Consider the following 15,701-nt stretch of genomic DNA (forward strand, 5'->3'; position numbering starts at 1 on the left):
GACTGCTTGCGCCGGGACGAAACATGCAGTGTGGCAGGAAAACAAGGATAAGGCACGCGTGGTCAGAATTTCTCTTGATGTGATGGGCGGCGACTTCGGTCCGCAGGTCGTCATCCCGGGCGCCGCCAAGGCGCTTGAACGGCATCCCGATATCCGTTTCGCACTGTACGGACTTGCAGATCAATGTGCTCCCCTGTTGGAAAAATACCCCAAGCTGAAGGCCAATAGCACGTTCCATGCGTCCGAACTGGCGATCGCCATGGACGAGAAGCCCAGCCAGGCCCTGCGGCGCGGCCGTGGCAAGGCGAGCATGTGGCAGGCGATCGAAGCCGTCAGCAAGGGGGAGGCCGATGTGGTCGTCTCCGCCGGCAATACCGGTGCGCTGATGGCAATGTCGGTGTTCTGTCTGCGGATGATGCAGGAAATCCAGCGTCCCGCCATCGCGGCGATCTGGCCGACCTTGAAGGGCGAGAGCATCGTGCTCGACGTCGGTGCGACGATCGGCGCCGATGCACAGCAACTGATGGATTTCGCGCTGATGGGCGGCGCCATGGCGCGCGCGCTGTTCGAGGTGGAGCGCCCGACGCTGGGCTTGCTCAATGTCGGCGTCGAGGAAATCAAGGGCCAGGAACAGGTCAAGGAAGCCGGACGGCTGTTGCGGGAAGCCGGCATCGACAGCATCGACTATCTCGGCTTCGTCGAGGGTGACGATATCGGCCGCGGCACCGTCGATGTGGTGGTCACCGAGGGTTTTTCCGGCAATATCGCGCTGAAGGCAGCCGAGGGGACAGCCCGCCAGATCGCCGAGTATCTGCGCGCGGCGATGTCGCGCACGCTGCTTGCCAAGATCGGCTATATCCTTGCCAAGGGTGCCTTTGACCGCCTGCGCGAGAAGATGGATCCCCGAAAGGTGAACGGCGGCGTCTTCCTCGGCCTTAATGGTGTCGTGATCAAGAGCCATGGAGGAACCGACGCGGAAGGTTTCGCAGCCGCCATCGACGTCGGCTATGATATGGTCCGCAACGGGCTGAAGGCCAAGATCGAAAACGATTTGCAAAAGTACCATGCCTCGCGCCCTTCCGAAGGTGCAGCGACCGGCATGGCAGACGAGGTTTGAAAAGTATGATCCGTTCTGTGGTTCGCGGTTTCGGGGCGTCGCTCCCGCAGCGGGTGATGACCAATCGCGAGATGGAAGAAAAGGTCGACACGTCCGACGAATGGATCGTGCAGCGCACCGGGATTCGCCAGCGTTACATCGCCGGCGAGGGGGAAACGACCGCGTCGCTCGGTGAGGGCGCCGCCCGTGCGGCTCTTTCCAATGCCGGCCTGACGCCGGCCGATATCGACGTTATCATCGTTGCCACCTCGACGCCCGACAACACCTTTCCGGCGACCGCCGTCAACATCCAGAACCGGCTTGGCATGCACCACGGCGCGGCGTTCGATCTGCAGGCGGTCTGTTCCGGCTTCGTCTTTGCGGTGACCACCGCCGACGCCTATATCCGCGGCGGGCTCGCCAGGCGTGTGCTGGTCATCGGCGCCGAGACATTTTCCCGCATTCTCGACTGGAACGACCGCACGACATGCGTGCTGTTCGGTGACGGCGCCGGCGCCGTTATCCTGGAAGCCCAGGAAGGCTCAGGCACCACCGCCGATCGCGGCGTCCTGACCGCGCAGCTGCGTTCCGACGGCGCCCACAGGGAAAAGCTCTATGTCGACGGCGGCCCCTCGACCACCGGCACGGTCGGCCATTTGCGCATGGAGGGCCGCGAGGTCTTCAAGCATGCGGTGGGCATGATTACCGACGTGATCGAGGCCGCGTTCGAGGCGACCGGCACGACAGCCGAGGATATCGACTGGCTGGTGCCGCACCAGGCCAACCGCAGAATCATCGACGGTTCAGCCAAGAAACTTGGCATTCCGCTTGAGAAAGTCGTGGTCACCGTCGATCTACACGGCAACACGTCGGCAGCCTCCATTCCGCTGGCGCTCAATGTCGCAGCATCCGACGGCCGCATCAAGAAGGGCGATCTCGTGCTGCTCGAGGCGATGGGCGGCGGCTTTACGTGGGGCTCCGTGCTGCTGCGCTGGTAAAAAAATGTGATATGGTGCAGACGCTTGACCGGAATGGACAAGGGCAATACTCTTTCCGGGCTAATCGATATATCAAGAAAATCGGTGGGGGAAGATGAGCGGAAAAACGGTGACACGAGCAGACCTGGCTGAATCGGTTTTTCGCAAGGTCGGTCTTTCCCGAACGGAATCGGCCGAACTGGTCGAGACCGTGATTGACGAAATCTGTAATGCCATCGTGCGTGGCGAAAGTGTCAAGCTTTCCTCCTTCGCAACATTCCAGGTGCGCGACAAGAACGAGCGCATCGGGCGAAACCCGAAAACCGGCGAGGAAGTGCCGATTTCTCCCCGCCGGGTCATGACGTTCAAGGCCTCCAATGTGCTGAAGCAGCGCGTGCTCAAGGCGCATCTCCAGCGCAAGGCCAAGTTGAAACCGCAATCGCCGGCGCTCTAAATCCGCTTTCCATCATTAAAGTGGTTGAAAACACGTCCATAAGCCGTTGAAATGCGCATGATTCGTGTAATCATTCGCGGTGACGGCGCTATCGATCCGCGGTCAGGGCGCGTGGTGCACGGCACGCCTGTTTGACGCGGAATGGGGGAAGACATGGACAAGAGCCCGGATGCATTTCGCACCATCAGTGAAGTCGCCGACGATCTCGACCTGCCGCAGCATGTTCTGAGATTCTGGGAAACGCGCTTCCTGCAGATCAAGCCGATGAAACGCGGCGGCGGCCGGCGCTACTACCGGCCGGAAGATGTCGATCTGCTCAAGGGCATCCGCCATCTGCTCTATGACCACGGCTACACGATCAAGGGTGTGCAGAAGCTCCTGAAGATGAACGGCAACAAGTTCGTCGCGGCGATTGCCAGCGGTGATCTCGCAACCGTCGAAGCGCTCGCTGCCGCCAATATCGAGGAACCTGCACAGCCCAAGCTCGGCAATCCCGACGAAGACCAGATCGTCGGACGCGCCAAGGCGCCGGCAAGCCGCCGGTTCTTCTCCTTTGTCGGCGGTAACGACGAGACGCCGGAAATCTCCATCGGCAAGACTTCGGTCGGCAAGGAGGACCGGGCGCTGCTCCAGGAGGCGCTCTACGATCTCCTGGAATGCAAGCGCCTGCTCGATCAGGTGCGCTGAGATCGGAAGAGGGCGGCGAACCGGCATTTGTCAGGCTCCCGGTCAGGTTTTATTGCCCATCGCTTTCTTCTCGTGCCGTTCAACCATTCATGGTACGAACCCCGACTGAAATTCTGAGCAAGGCAAATCAATGGAAAAGCCCTGGACGAAAAGCGTGACGCTCGCCCTCGAAGGGCCGGGCAAATACGTGACGATCTCCAACACCACCGAGGCATCCTGGGCGATGATCGAGGACTGGCCGCTGGACGACGCGCCGGCACTGGACCGGGCACTCGGTATCTGCGCTGAGGTCGTCGAAGGCAAACGTCCGGCCGAAGACGCACGAAAGGCCTTTCTGGCGGCTGCAGCCGAAGCCGAGATTGCGGTCCAGGACTGACGGCTCCGTCTTTGGTGTCGATGACGGTCTTTTAGCCGTCGCACCCGTCCGTTAAACTGGCTCTCTCTTCACCAAGGCTTGGCACAAGCGGCCAGCATCTCCATATGTCCGCCGTGCGATTGAGAAAAGGACGCGATGACCAAGACCCTTCAGGCAAAATTTCACGGCGAGATGCTGGCGCTCTATGATCATTGCGCGCTGATCGGCTTCCGGCCCGTATTGTTTCGCCGACTTGTCATCCTGAAAGGTGGCGTCGAGGCAGCCAGGGAGCTTGTGTTCAAGCCCGGCACGACCGGTCTGGAGCGCCTGATCGAGGCAAAGAAAACCGAACTGTCGATGGAGGCAGCGATGACACGGCCGGAATACCGTGCTCTTTTCGCGCCGCTCGAAATCAAGGAAGCGGCCAAGCGGCTCGAGGGCAGCGCCACGCGCGAACGCTCCAGGGGCCGGCTGAACGCCACAATCACCAACACGAAACAGGCATGATCACCATGGCGAAGAAGCAGAAGCTCGAGCATTCCGATTTTTCCGGCGAGTTCACGGAAGACGACATCACCGTGCTTGTCGATATTTTCCGCAAKGAAGGCAGCACCGATGGCTGGACAATGGAAGTGATCGATCAGGACGAAGGCCTGACCGTCTGGGAGGAACCCTTTGCAACGGACAAGGAGGCCTTCGAGGAGTTTTTGGCCACCGTCGAGCGCGATGGCATCCAGTCATTCCTCGAAGAGCCGGAGACCGATGTTTCTGTGCACTGAACCCCGATCGCCGCAATGGGCGCCGCGTCGGCGATAGCCATGTTGGCCTGCTGATTGTCCAGCAGACTAAAATTTAGGGTTGCGAGCGCTTCAATAGGATCGACCTACCATCGCTTCAGGGTATATAACGAAAAGCTCATATACTCTTGGCCTTGGAGGGCGAAATGGCTGTTGTGAGCGGTGGGACCACGTTTCCGATCAAATTCAATACGCTTGAGGTCAGCGGACTCTACGACTACGATTTTTCGACGGTATCGTCGACATCGGCGAAGTATTTTGACAATACGTCCAACTTCACCCTGTTTCAGGGCAGCGGCTTCACCTTCAATAGCGCCCATGTGCCAACCGGCGGCACTGTTACCTCGGTGCGATATGTCATCAACAACAGCACTGCGCTGCTGATCACCGGCTTGAGCATTGCAGCGACGACCGTTCATAACCTAGCGTCGCAAAACAACACGCAAGGTCTTCTGGGCCTTGCCCTGAAGGGCGCGGACACGCTCACCGGTACGCCACTGGCCGACGTTCTTTCCGGGTTTGCCGGCAACGATACCCTCAAGGGCGCCGGCGGCAAGGACGTGCTCGATGGCGGGACCGGGATCGACACGGCGCTCTATACCGACAAGACAGGGGCCGTTGCCGTCACCCTCAATGGCGCCACCAATGCAACGGTCACAGTCGGCGGTATCGCGGAAGACACTATCCGCAACTTCGAAAATGTCACCGGCGGCTCGGGGGCCGACATACTGACGGGTGACGGGCTTGCCAATGTCCTCAACGGCGGTAGCGGCAACGATACGCTCAGAGGTGCCGCAGGCAACGATGTGCTTATCGGCGGATTGGGCAAGGACGGGCTCGATGGCGGAACGGGGCTGGATACAGCGGTTTACAGCGACAAGACAGGGGCCGTCGTCGTCACCCTCAATGGCGCCACCAATGCTACGGTCACGGTTGGCGGTGCCGCCGAAGACACCATCCGCAATATCGAGAACGTCACCGGCGGGTCGGCAGCCGACACGCTGACCGGCGACGGCCTTGGCAATGTGCTGATTGGCGGCAACGGTAACGATGCCATCCGGGGCGGCGGCGGTGCCGACAGGCTGATCGGCGGGCGGGGGAATGATTTCCTGAATGGAAATTCGGGCCTGGACACGGTGGACTACAGCAAGGATGCCGCGGCGGGCGGAGTGCTGGGCGTCATCGTCAATCTTCTCGGCACCGGCCCGCAAGCCGGCTTGGCGGCCGATACCGCCAAGGACGGGTTTGGAAACACCGACACGGTGAAAAACATACCCAACGTCATCGGCACAAAGTTCAATGACCAGATTTATGGCGGCAATCATGCCAACGGGCTGTCCGGCGGGGCGGGAAACGATCTGCTCAATGGCGGTCTTGGAAATGATGTCCTGACCGGCGGTACCGGCAACGACACGTTTTTCTTCAACAGCGCACTCGGCACGACCAACATCGACACCATCAGCGATTTCGTCGTTGCAAATGACACGATGCGGCTGGAGAACCTCGTATTCACGGCCTTGAGCGTTACGGGCACGCTTGCTGCGGGCGCCTTTCATATCGGACCCGCTGCAGCCGATGCATCCGACCGTATCATCTACAACACGACGACCGGTGCGGTCAGCTACGACAAGGATGGCCTAGGCGGAACCGCAGCCGTTCAGTTTGCCACGGTTGCCCACGGCCTGGCGATGACCAACGCGGATTTCTTTATCGTATAGGCTGGAGAGCGGCAGGCCGCCGCCGCTTCAGGGCGTCGGCGGATCGCTTTGTGGATGCGGAAGATTGCCGGAACAGGAACGTCGGGATGTTCGGGATTTTTACGGGGGGACGCTGCCCTCGAAACAATATCCCGCGCCTTCCGTTTCTTCCGGTAGCAGAAGAAAATGGAAAGGCGATTTGACCGGGACTTCAAGGAGAAAATGGTCGGAGCGGCGGGATTCGAACCCACGACCCCTTGACCCCCAGTCAAGTGCGCTACCGGGCTGCGCTACGCTCCGAACCGAAAAGAGGCGTATATAATCGGGACTTGGCGCGCAAGTCCTGATTTTGGAAAATGGCGTAAATCGCCGGAAAAAGCGGGGATGCTTTTCAACGGCAGCCCACACAGCGCAATCTCATGCGCAATGATGAATTTTCCCGATGCTTAAAGTTTTCGGCAATGCCTTGCCCCGATAATGCCCTGGCGAATCGGGGATAGGGTGATGGCGAAAGCGGCGGTCAGAAAAGGTCAGAAGCGGCGTGCAGGCCGCAAGCAGGCAAAGGCAAGCATGTGGCCGTGGTATCTGGCCGGCGTATTGTCGGTGAGCGCGGTCCTGGCCTACGATCACCGGGCTGAGATCCTGCCGATGACCACCCCTTTCTATACGGCATCGATCGCCAAGCCGCGGCCGGCGGAAAAACAATTTTCTCCAGATAAGCGTGTTGAGAAAACACCGCAATTCGCAAAACCTGCGCTCGCCATGCCGGCGATGCGTCCCGTCGAGCAGGCGGCTGTGGATGTTGGCGCGCTGAAATCCATCGATGGACAGAAGACAATTGGCGAGCAGAGGACTGTCGGCCGCAAGCCGGGGACATTCTACTTCTGCACCGAAACGCTGGAAAACTGTGTCGTCGATGGCGGCACGTTCTGGTATGGGCGGCGAAAAATCCAGATTTCCGGCATCCAGGCGCCAAAAATCAAACAGGCGAAATGCGACAACGAACGCAAGCTCGGTTCGCTGGCGAAAAAACGGCTCTGGGAAATTCTCAATGCCGGCGATGTTCAGGTAGCCGGTATCTCCGGACAGGATGCCCAGGTAACGGCCGGGCAGGGGCGCTCGGTCGGCGATATGCTGGTCCTGGAGGGGCTCGCCCGGCGCGCGTCCGGCGGCAAGCAGGGCTGGTGCGCACAGGGGTAGCCGCGCCGCCGCCAGACGGTCTGGCCGGATGGGGCATTTCCGCATTTCCCGGCAATCGCGAAAATGCTCTATCCTTTTGTTTCTTTGCGCAATTGCGGACGCAAGACCGCTGCACACTTTTGCTGAATTTGCTCTATCGCACGGCGGTTAGCTGCCGGTAGACCGCCTCGGTCTTGTCGATCATCTGTCCCATCGAAAAGTTCGCCATCCGGTCGAGCGCCGCCTTAGTCAATTGGCGATGCCGCTGCGGATCGGCACTTTCCACCATCGCGTTGGCGAGCTTGGCGGTGTCACCGTCATTGGGCACGATCAGGCCGCTTCTGTCCTTGTCGATCGCGGTCGATGCGCCGCCGACATCGGTGGAGACGATCGGTTTTCCCGATGCCGCTGCCTCCAGCATGACATAGGACATAGCTTCATAGCGGCTCGGCATCACCAATACGTCGAAGGCGGGAACAGCTTGCGGGCCGGTGAAGGCGGAGGTCAGGCGAATGCGCCTCTGCAGGCCGCTCTCGGTGATCGCCTTGCGGATCTCCGGTTCGAGTTCGCCGGAACCGACCATGATCAGCTGTGCATCCGGCAGCCGCGATGCGGCGTTGCGGAAAGCCTCGATCAGCCGCTCGGGCGCCTTTTGATAGGACAGCCGGCCGACGAAGCCGAAGACGAAGGCGTCGTTTGAAATACCGAAGCTGGCCCGCACGGTGTTTGCCATGTCGAGCGGCGGTGGCGCCACGCCGTTGATGATGACGGATAGCTTGCGGGCGGGCATGCCAAGCGACAGGGCATGGGCATATTCGTCGTCGGACACGCAGATCAGGTGATCGGTGAACAGCTTGGCAAGGATGGTCTCGATGCTGCCGAAAATCAGCCGCCCGAGCCTGCCGAGCGTCGGGTCCATGGTGCGGAAGGCATGCGGGGTATAGACGCGCGGCGCATGGAAACCGGGAAAGCGCAGGCGGGTCAAGGCGCCTGCCTTCGAGCTGTGACCGTGGACGATGTCGAATGGCGTGCCGCTGTTGATGATAGACCGCAAGGCGCGGTGAGCGGCGAAGTCGGACAGTCCGGGGGATCGCTTCATGGCGACGGCGTGAACGGCGGGCAGGGCAAGGGATTTCAATTCGCGGACGAAAGCGTCTTCGGCCCTGAGCGGCGAATAAACCGCCTCGACATGGTGGCCGCGCTGCTGCAGGCCCTTGCACAGATCGAGGAAATGGCGGCCCGATCCGCCGCCGCTCGGCTCAAGCACCTGCAGGATGCGCATCCGGTTTTCAGCGTCGGCGCTATGGGGGTCGATATTCATTCTGACAATCCGCCGCCGGTCCCGATATGGAGCCGATCCGTCCCCTCTATGTACAGGGTTGGCGTTAACGCAGCGTTGGCGCCGGTAAGGGGCGGCGCGGCTGCTGACCCACGGTCCGCCGATGACGGTATTCCAGGGCGCCGCAGCCCCAGACGATGCCGAGCAGCAGGAAGAAATGCCGCCAGTGGTCGGTATCGATGACATTTCCGATGGCCGCATGGCCGATCAGCACGATCCACGCGATCATCAGATAAGGCTGCCAGGGACGGTCGAGCAGTAGGAAACGGAAGCCCATCCACACCGTCCAGAGGATCAGCGTGACGTAGGAGGTAAAGCCCAGCCAGCCGTAGGAGGTCAGCGATTTCAACCAGATATTGTGTTCGTCCTCGGGAAACATGGTGCTGAACACCATCGGGCCGATACCGAGCGGTTTTTCCATCGACATCAGAAAGCCGATCTTGTGGCGGTCGAAACGGCCGAGATGGCCGCCGTCATACTCCTGCACGAGCTGCGTCCGGTTGGAAAACAGGTCGGCGACCTGCGGGATCTGCAGGGCGATCACCAGGGCTGCGACCATCAGCAATGCGCCCCCTAAGGCAAGCACGAGGATCTTCAGGCGGAAAGCGCCTGTCCGTTCCTTCAGGAGCATGACGAAGACGAGCGCGCAGGCGCAGAACAGATAAAGTGCCCAGGCGGCCCGCGAGAAGGAGAGAAACAGCCCGAGCGCCATGATGAGGATGGCGGCGGCCCGGACCGGTGCCGTGGTTATACGCTCGGTGAGCAGGCGGTACATCAGATAGAGCGAAGGAGCGACCAGAAACGGCCCGAACACGTTGGGGTCCTGGAAGGCGCCCTTGGCGCGGTCGTAGAGGGTAAAATTCGCAGCCCCCGGGATCGCCCCGAAATAGCCGAGAATGCCCAGCAGCGAGGTGATGACGCCAGCGGCGACCCAGGCGTCGAAGATCAGCTTCAGCCGCTCATGGCGGGCTTCGATGATGGCTGCGTAAAACACCGAGGAGAGGCATAGGAAGCCGGACACCGCCATATACATCGGCGCCGCGGCAAGGTCGCTCATGACCGTGAGGGAGAGGATGCCCCCGGTCATGAACAGGATGAGCAGCGCCAGAAGCGGGGCGACGGAGCGCGAGATTTTCAGCCCGAACAGGAACCAGAGCCCGATCAGCGCCGCCATGAAGACTTCGTAGGGAGCCGGCTCGGCAATGACGAAGCCGGACAGGAAGACGCCGGACGTCACCATTGCCGAGCCGAGGATGGCGACGGCAGCCAGCTGCGGGCGAAACCCCGCGGCAGACATGGCAGCGGACGTGCTCAATAGGCATTTTCCGTGTTGAGAAGCCGGATCGGTGTCAGGAACAGGATTTTCAGGTCCAGCCACAACGACCAGTTTTCGATGTAGTAGAGGTCGAAAGCGGTGCGGAACTTGATCTTCTCGTCATTGTCGATCTCGCCGCGCCAGCCGTTGATCTGCGCCCAGCCGGTGACACCCGGCTTGACGCGGTGACGGGCGAAATAGCCTTCGACGACATCGGAATAGGTGCGTTCGGCGGTCTGGGCGAGAACGGCATGCGGACGCGGCCCGACCAGCGACAGCTGGCCTCGCAGCACGTTGAAGATCTGGGGCAGTTCGTCGATGGAGGATTTGCGCAGGAAACGTCCGATCGGGGTGACGCGTGGATCGCCCTTGGTGACCGCATTGCGGGCGGTCGGGTCGCTCATGTTGGTGTACATCGAGCGGAACTTGTAGACGTCGATCGTCTCGTTGTTGAAGCCGTGGCGCTTTTGCTTGAAGATGATCGGGCCCGGCGAACTCAGCTTCACAGCGATCGCAGCGGCGATGAACACCGGCCAGAGAAGGACCAGCGCCACGAGGCTGAAGAATACGTCGAAGATGCGCTTGGCCACCGAATCCCAATCGGCGATGGGCTTGTCGAAAATGTCGAGCATCGGCACCTGGCCGACATGCGAATAGCTGCGCGGACGGAACCTCAGATTGTTTGCATGGGCGGCAAGGCGGATGTCGGCCGGCAGGATCCAGAGTTTCTTCAGGAGTTCGAGGATTCGTTTTTCCGCCGACAGCGGCAGGGCGATGATCAGGATGTCGATGCGGGTGAGGCGGGCGAAATCCACCAGCTCGCCGATGGTGCCGAGCTTCGGATAGCCGGCAATGATACCCGGCGAGCGGCGCTCGTCACGGTCATCGAAGATGCCGCAGATGCGGATGTCGTTATCGACCTGCTGTTCGAGCGAGCGGATCAGGTCCTTGGCCGGCTGGCCGCCGCCGACGATGACGGCGCGGCGCTCCATGATGCCGTTGCGGGCCCAGCGGCGAATGGAGAACGCGATGAAGGCGCGTTCTGCGATCAGGAAGACGGCGCCGAGCACGTACCAGCTGGTGAAGGAGAGACGCGAGTAGCTTTCACCGGTCTTGAGAAGAAACAGCACCAGCGCCATGGAGGCGAAGGCCAGCGTCCAGCAGCCGATCAGCCGGGGCAGGGTCCGGGCGGCCGAACGGAGTGCCGGAACCTGGTAGGTGTCGCAAAGCTGCAGGAACATGACCGTTAGCGCCGACCCACCGGCGATGAGGCCGCAATAGCCGAGCATTTCATCCAGCGGTGGCGCGAGATAAAGCATGTGAATGGCATAGCCGATGGCAAACAGTGCCGTGAACTCGAACAGCCGCATCAGGCCGGTGATCATGTTGGGAGAATAGGTATCGGTGCGGAACTGCGACGCAATCTTGCGTGCCAGCGGATTAAGTTCGCGCTTCGGCTCGTCCTGTTTCTCGCCAGGCGCGATGGCCCGGATTTCGGAAATCTTCTTGCGTAATGCGTCGGTGTCGAAAGTATCCGGTTTATCGATCTGGTTCATGATGTCCGCCCGGGCCGTTGTGTCCCTTCGGGATAGCAGAAAGCCCCTAAGAAACGTTTACGGGGTATTCGGGGATGTTTTCCGCCCGGTGGCCGGTTCCGGCACAAGCTGGCGGTAAAGCCGCATGATGCTGGCGGACATCGTCGAGGTTGCAAAAGCTGCCTTGAAGGCATCGGCCTGAGGCATCACCTTTGCGGCCCAGTCCTTGTCCATCATCGCCGCCGTCATCACATCGGCAAGCGACTGCGCATCGCCGGGTGCGGCAAGGGCAGCGCTATCGGTGCCGAGAATCTCGGGAATGCCCCCCACGCTGGAGGCGATCACCGGCTTGCGGGCGGCCAAGGCTTCCAGAACGATATAGGGCATGGATTCGGCGCGCGAGGGCACGACGACGTTGCGGGTGAAGGCGAAGGCATCGCGTGCCTTCATCGCAGGCAGCATTTCGATGCGTCGGCCAAGGCCGCGTTCCAGCATCATCCGTTCGTATTCGTCCCTTTGCGGCCCATCGCCGATCATCATCGCCGAAAGCGGTTTGCCGATGATCCGCTCGGTCTTGGCAAAGGCATCGATGAAGAGATCGGGGCCCTTCAGATCGCGCAGCATGCCGATGTAGAGAAAATCCACCGCATCGGGTCTTGCATAGACCGTGTCGAAATCGCGGTCGTCGATGCCGTTGTAGATGAGCTCGTTGCGGGTTCGCGGCCTGCCGACCTTGGCGCGATAGGTCCGGCGCTCGAAATCGCAGACGAAGACGATCGCATCCGTCAGATATTCCTGGAAACGCTCGAGCAGGAACACTGCCCGTCCCGACAGCGTTGCTCTGCTATAGTGCAAGCTGCCGCCATGCGGCGAATAAAGGCGGGCAACGCAATACCTGTTCACCCGCAAGGCTGAGCCGATAATCCGGGCCAGGGCGCCGCCTTTGGCGCCGTGACCGTGCAGGATATCCGGCTGCAAACTTCTAATTTCCTTGTAACCTCTCCACAGTGCCCCCAGATCGGCAGGACCGATGGACCGGCGGATCGGCAGCCGGACGAGACCGAGCGCCAGAAAGGGCCTTATCTCGTCGAAAAGTGCATCTTCGTAATGTCCGCCCGTTGTGCTGTCGCAGACGATCCCGACCTCATGGCCTTGGCGCGCATGGGCTTCGGCCAGATCGCGCACATGGCGGAAGATTCCACCGATGGGCGACCTGAAGCAATGGATGATGCGCAGCGGCTGAGGGTCAGGCATGCCGTCAGAACAGCCGCTCGCGCACGTAGATCGTGTCGCCGGCCATGATCGGGTCGGAGATCGAGACGCGTCCGGTCAGGATGCGGCCGTTGATCTTGCGGGTGACATCGACATTGGCCTGGTTGGCACGTGGCGAGTAGCCGCCAGCAACGGCAATGGCGTTCTGGACTGTCATGCCCGGGACATAGGAATATTGTCCAGCCTGACCGACTTCGCCCATGATGAAGACAGAGCGATAGCGATCGACCTCGATCGTCACGTCCGGATCGCGCAGATATCCTTCGCGCAGCTTGCCGGCGATCATCTTCTCCATTTCGGGCAGGGTATGTCCGCGCGATGGCACCGCGCCGATTAGCGGGAAGGCGACGTAGCCGGCCTGATCGACGGTGTAGCTGCCGGTGAGGCCTGCCTGTTCGAAGACGCTAATGCGTAGCCTGTCACCGCTATCCACCCGATAGGGCTGAATGGTCGCTTCATGGAAGGCCTTGGGCGCAGGCTGGTAGCTGCTGCACCCTGAAATTGCAAGGCACAGCGAGAGGAGGGCCAAGGCGGGGCCTGTTTTCGTTCGGGCGGATGTCATCGGGCTCTCGCGTTCCAGAAACCATGTCATGGCCCGATGTTATCAATCCGTTAGGGTTAATAGCCGGTAAAGGCCGCGAAGAATTTCACGCAAAGGTAGGGCCTGTTTGCGCCCCGAAGCAGACGTTGCGCAGGCATTGTGCGCGCGTTGCACCGTCAAAGGCTCATTAACCGTTGCGTTACCATGTTTGTTTACGGTGACGCGCAGTTGTGAAGGTTCGAGGTAAAACGCATGCCGGGCGTCAACGACGGTCATCAGGATGTAGATATCGATCTCGGCGGGCTTTTCCGCGCCATCTGGCGCCGGCGGGGCAGGGTGCTGCTGGCGACCGTAACGTTCGCCGGCCTGGCCTTTCTCGGCGCCAGCCTGATGAGCCCGGAATATCAGGGCGAGGCGCGCCTGCTGATCGAATCGCGCCAGGCCGAATTCAGTGGTGCCAACCAGGCCCCGCCGCAAACGGCCGACAGCCCGTTCGACGAGTCCGGCATTTCCAGCCAGGTGCAGGTGTTGCGCTCGGCCGATCTGATCAAGCAGGTCGCGCGCGAGATGAAGCTGTATGAATTGCCGGAATTCGATCCGACCGCGAACCCGTCGGCGATCTCCGATGTGCTGGTGATGCTGGGCATCAAGAAGAACCCGCTCGACCTGCCACCCGAAGAGCGCGTCTTAAAGGAGTTCGAGAAGAAGCTGCAGGTCTATCAGGTGGAGAAGTCGCGGGTGATCGCGATGCAATTCACCTCGGAAGACCCGAAGCTGGCCGCCGCGATCCCGAATGCGATGGCCAAGGTCTTCCTGTCGCTGCAAAGCGGTGCAAAGCTGGTCACCAATTCGGAGGCCAGCCGCTGGCTGGAGCCGGAAATCGCCAATCTGCGCGAAAAGGTCCGCGACGCCGAGGCCAAGGTTGCCGGCTATCGTTCGTCGTCCGATCTGCTTTTGACCGGGGAAACCGGCGGCACTTTCGCGACCAAGCAGCTGAACGACATTTCGACCGAGCTTGCCCGCGTGCGTGGCGAGCGGGCCAATGCCGAGGCGCGCGCGGAAAACGTTCGCACGGCGCTTGCCAGCGGCAGGGCCGTCGATACCCTGAACGACGTCGTCGCCTCGCCGATGATCCAGCGGTTGAAGGAAACCGAATCCAGCATCCAGGGACAGATCGCCGATCTGTCGACCACCCTGCTTGACGGGCATCCCCGCCTGAAGGGATTGAAATCGCAGCTTCAGGGAATCCGGGCGCAGATAGTGAGCGAAACCAGGAAGATCCTTGGCAGCCTCGAAAACGAAGCGAATGTCTCGCAGCTGCGCGAGCGCCAGCTGGTTTCCCAGCTCAATACGCTGAAGGCAAATTCGGCGAAGGCGGGTGAGGACGAGGTCGGGTTGCGGGCGCTGGAACGGGAAGCCACGGCGCAGCGGCAGCTGCTGGAAACCTACCTGGCGCGCTATCGCGAGGCAACGTCGCGCAGCGGCGAAAACGCGGCGCCCGCCGACGCCCGCATCATCTCGCAGGCGGTCGAGCCGACCGAGGCGAGCTTCCCCAAAGTCGTGCCGATCACCATTGTCGCCGCCTTTGCCAGCTTGCTTGTCGGCTGCGTCGTCATCATGCTCTCCGAACTGTTCAGCGGCCGGGCTTTGCGCCCCATCGGCCGCAGGGATGAGGAGGCGTTTGACGAAGAGCCACTGGAAATTCGACGGGTGGAAATCCAGCCGGTGCCGGAAGCCGTGTCTCAGTCGGTGACCGCGCAGGCGGCGCCGGCCGTCGTCCGGGAACCCGTCCTTACGGCGGCAGTTGCGCTGGAACCGGCGGAAGCGGAACCCGAGGAGCCGGAAGAGGACGATTTTTCGATTGCCTCGGTTGCCGACCATCTGTGCACTGACGATGTGCGTGTGGCGATCTCCGTATCACCTGCGGGCGATGAAGGGTCGGCGAATGCGGTAGCGCTCGCCCGGCTGGTTGCCGAGGCGGGACGCAAGATCGTGCTGATTGACCTGACCGGCTCGGCTTGCCCGACCCGCCTGATGACGCAGACGGCGGATCTCGCCGGGATCACCAATCTGCTCGTGGGTGAAGTTCCCTTCACGGAAACGATCCATGCCGACCGGCTGTCGGACGCGCATATCATCCCGCAGGGCGATGCCGATCCGGTGCTCGCCATGCGCGGTATCGAGCGGCTGCAGATGATCATCGATGCCCTGTCGAACGCCTATGACACGGTTCTGATCGAATGCGGGCCGGCCGATGTCAAAGCCATCGGCAGGGTCACGCGCTTGCGCGATACGAAGATCATCATTTCGGCGCCGGCTGTCGGCAACGAGGAGATCATCGGACTGATCACCGGTTTTGCCGAGGCGGGCTTTGGCGAGATCGTGTTGATGACGGGAACGGGCTATCCGCAGCCGGGACACACAGGTCGCCGGGCGGCGTGATCAACCGCTGCCGTT

The 15,701-nt window shown here is 61.2% G+C and carries 15 protein-coding genes and 1 tRNA gene; 10 read left to right on the top strand and 6 right to left on the bottom strand.

Annotated features, from left to right (window positions below; all coding sequences use genetic code 11):
• Positions 1-58 precede the first annotated feature (58 nt).
• From plsX to AC1D17_RS18090, 8 genes are all read left to right on the top strand, one after another.
• Positions 59-1,117, top strand: a complete 1,059-nt coding sequence (gene plsX, locus AC1D17_RS18055; RefSeq protein WP_477566727.1) for a phosphate acyltransferase PlsX — start codon at positions 59-61, stop codon at positions 1,115-1,117.
• Positions 1,118-1,122: 5 nt separating this feature from the next.
• Positions 1,123-2,094 (top strand): beta-ketoacyl-ACP synthase III, encoded by a 972-nt coding sequence (locus tag AC1D17_RS18060; RefSeq protein ID WP_477566728.1) that lies wholly within the window; start codon positions 1,123-1,125, stop codon positions 2,092-2,094.
• A gap of 94 nt (positions 2,095-2,188) precedes the next feature.
• Positions 2,189-2,527: an integration host factor subunit alpha gene (locus AC1D17_RS18065; protein WP_060641264.1), complete on the top strand. Its 339-nt coding sequence runs from the start codon at positions 2,189-2,191 to the stop codon at positions 2,525-2,527.
• Between the two features lie 153 nt (positions 2,528-2,680).
• Complete coding sequence (locus AC1D17_RS18070) at positions 2,681-3,214, top strand: MerR family transcriptional regulator (protein WP_113316048.1); 534 nt, start codon at positions 2,681-2,683, stop codon at positions 3,212-3,214.
• A gap of 130 nt (positions 3,215-3,344) precedes the next feature.
• Entirely contained in the window at positions 3,345-3,590 is a 246-nt protein-coding gene (locus AC1D17_RS18075; RefSeq protein ID WP_455272027.1) for a DUF982 domain-containing protein, read from the top strand.
• A 135-nt stretch (positions 3,591-3,725) separates the two neighbouring features.
• Positions 3,726-4,076, top strand: a complete 351-nt coding sequence (locus AC1D17_RS18080) for a hypothetical protein (protein WP_264219253.1) — start codon at positions 3,726-3,728, stop codon at positions 4,074-4,076.
• A 5-nt stretch (positions 4,077-4,081) separates the two neighbouring features.
• Positions 4,082-4,348, top strand: a complete 267-nt coding sequence (locus AC1D17_RS18085; protein ID WP_477566765.1) for a hypothetical protein — start codon at positions 4,082-4,084, stop codon at positions 4,346-4,348.
• Positions 4,349-4,512: 164 nt separating this feature from the next.
• Positions 4,513-6,084: a calcium-binding protein gene (locus tag AC1D17_RS18090; protein ID WP_477566729.1), complete on the top strand. Its 1,572-nt coding sequence runs from the start codon at positions 4,513-4,515 to the stop codon at positions 6,082-6,084.
• 202 nt (positions 6,085-6,286) lie between these two features.
• Here the strand turns inward: AC1D17_RS18090 and AC1D17_RS18095 are convergent.
• Positions 6,287-6,363 (bottom strand) — tRNA-Pro (locus AC1D17_RS18095).
• Positions 6,364-6,567: 204 nt separating this feature from the next.
• On the opposite strand from AC1D17_RS18095, the gene AC1D17_RS18100 reads away from it, so the two are divergent.
• Positions 6,568-7,263: a hypothetical protein gene (locus tag AC1D17_RS18100; protein WP_477566730.1), complete on the top strand. Its 696-nt coding sequence runs from the start codon at positions 6,568-6,570 to the stop codon at positions 7,261-7,263.
• 133 nt (positions 7,264-7,396) lie between these two features.
• On the opposite strand, the gene AC1D17_RS18105 is transcribed toward AC1D17_RS18100, so the two are convergent.
• The 5 genes from AC1D17_RS18105 to AC1D17_RS18125 all read right to left on the bottom strand — a co-directional run bounded on the left by AC1D17_RS18105 (position 7,397) and on the right by AC1D17_RS18125 (position 13,265).
• The gene (locus AC1D17_RS18105) at positions 7,397-8,563 is read right to left on the bottom strand and encodes a glycosyltransferase family 4 protein (RefSeq protein ID WP_477566731.1); all 1,167 of its coding nucleotides are present in this window, start codon (positions 8,561-8,563) and stop codon (positions 7,397-7,399) included.
• 64 nt (positions 8,564-8,627) lie between these two features.
• Complete coding sequence (locus tag AC1D17_RS18110; RefSeq protein ID WP_477566766.1) at positions 8,628-9,878, bottom strand: O-antigen ligase family protein; 1,251 nt, start codon at positions 9,876-9,878, stop codon at positions 8,628-8,630.
• A gap of 14 nt (positions 9,879-9,892) precedes the next feature.
• Positions 9,893-11,452: an undecaprenyl-phosphate glucose phosphotransferase gene (locus tag AC1D17_RS18115; protein ID WP_477566732.1), complete on the bottom strand. Its 1,560-nt coding sequence runs from the start codon at positions 11,450-11,452 to the stop codon at positions 9,893-9,895.
• Between the two features lie 57 nt (positions 11,453-11,509).
• Positions 11,510-12,685: a glycosyltransferase family 4 protein gene (locus tag AC1D17_RS18120; RefSeq protein ID WP_477566733.1), complete on the bottom strand. Its 1,176-nt coding sequence runs from the start codon at positions 12,683-12,685 to the stop codon at positions 11,510-11,512.
• Between the two features lie 4 nt (positions 12,686-12,689).
• Positions 12,690-13,265: a polysaccharide biosynthesis/export family protein gene (locus AC1D17_RS18125; protein WP_477566767.1), complete on the bottom strand. Its 576-nt coding sequence runs from the start codon at positions 13,263-13,265 to the stop codon at positions 12,690-12,692.
• A gap of 231 nt (positions 13,266-13,496) precedes the next feature.
• Between AC1D17_RS18125 and AC1D17_RS18130 the strand changes: the two genes are divergently transcribed.
• Positions 13,497-15,686: a GumC family protein gene (locus AC1D17_RS18130; RefSeq protein WP_477566734.1), complete on the top strand. Its 2,190-nt coding sequence runs from the start codon at positions 13,497-13,499 to the stop codon at positions 15,684-15,686.
• The last annotated feature ends 15 nt before the right edge of the window (positions 15,687-15,701 follow it).

Source organism: Pararhizobium sp. P1_E7 (assembly GCF_056405855.1).

Coding starts and splice junctions, on each gene's coding strand:
- AC1D17_RS18125 (WP_477566767.1), bottom strand. CDS start 13,265: ATGACATCCGCCCGAACGAAAACAGGCCCCGCCTTGGCCCTCCTCTCG.
- AC1D17_RS18115 (WP_477566732.1), bottom strand. CDS start 11,452: ATGAACCAGATCGATAAACCGGATACTTTCGACACCGACGCATTACGC.
- AC1D17_RS18080 (WP_264219253.1), top strand. CDS start 3,726: ATGACCAAGACCCTTCAGGCAAAATTTCACGGCGAGATGCTGGCGCTC.
- AC1D17_RS18075 (WP_455272027.1), top strand. CDS start 3,345: ATGGAAAAGCCCTGGACGAAAAGCGTGACGCTCGCCCTCGAAGGGCCG.
- AC1D17_RS18090 (WP_477566729.1), top strand. CDS start 4,513: ATGGCTGTTGTGAGCGGTGGGACCACGTTTCCGATCAAATTCAATACG.
- AC1D17_RS18105 (WP_477566731.1), bottom strand. CDS start 8,563: ATGAATATCGACCCCCATAGCGCCGACGCTGAAAACCGGATGCGCATC.
- AC1D17_RS18065 (WP_060641264.1), top strand. CDS start 2,189: ATGAGCGGAAAAACGGTGACACGAGCAGACCTGGCTGAATCGGTTTTT.
- AC1D17_RS18130 (WP_477566734.1), top strand. CDS start 13,497: ATGCCGGGCGTCAACGACGGTCATCAGGATGTAGATATCGATCTCGGC.
- AC1D17_RS18070 (WP_113316048.1), top strand. CDS start 2,681: ATGGACAAGAGCCCGGATGCATTTCGCACCATCAGTGAAGTCGCCGAC.
- AC1D17_RS18110 (WP_477566766.1), bottom strand. CDS start 9,878: ATGTCTGCCGCGGGGTTTCGCCCGCAGCTGGCTGCCGTCGCCATCCTC.
- AC1D17_RS18060 (WP_477566728.1), top strand. CDS start 1,123: ATGATCCGTTCTGTGGTTCGCGGTTTCGGGGCGTCGCTCCCGCAGCGG.
- AC1D17_RS18100 (WP_477566730.1), top strand. CDS start 6,568: ATGGCGAAAGCGGCGGTCAGAAAAGGTCAGAAGCGGCGTGCAGGCCGC.
- AC1D17_RS18120 (WP_477566733.1), bottom strand. CDS start 12,685: ATGCCTGACCCTCAGCCGCTGCGCATCATCCATTGCTTCAGGTCGCCC.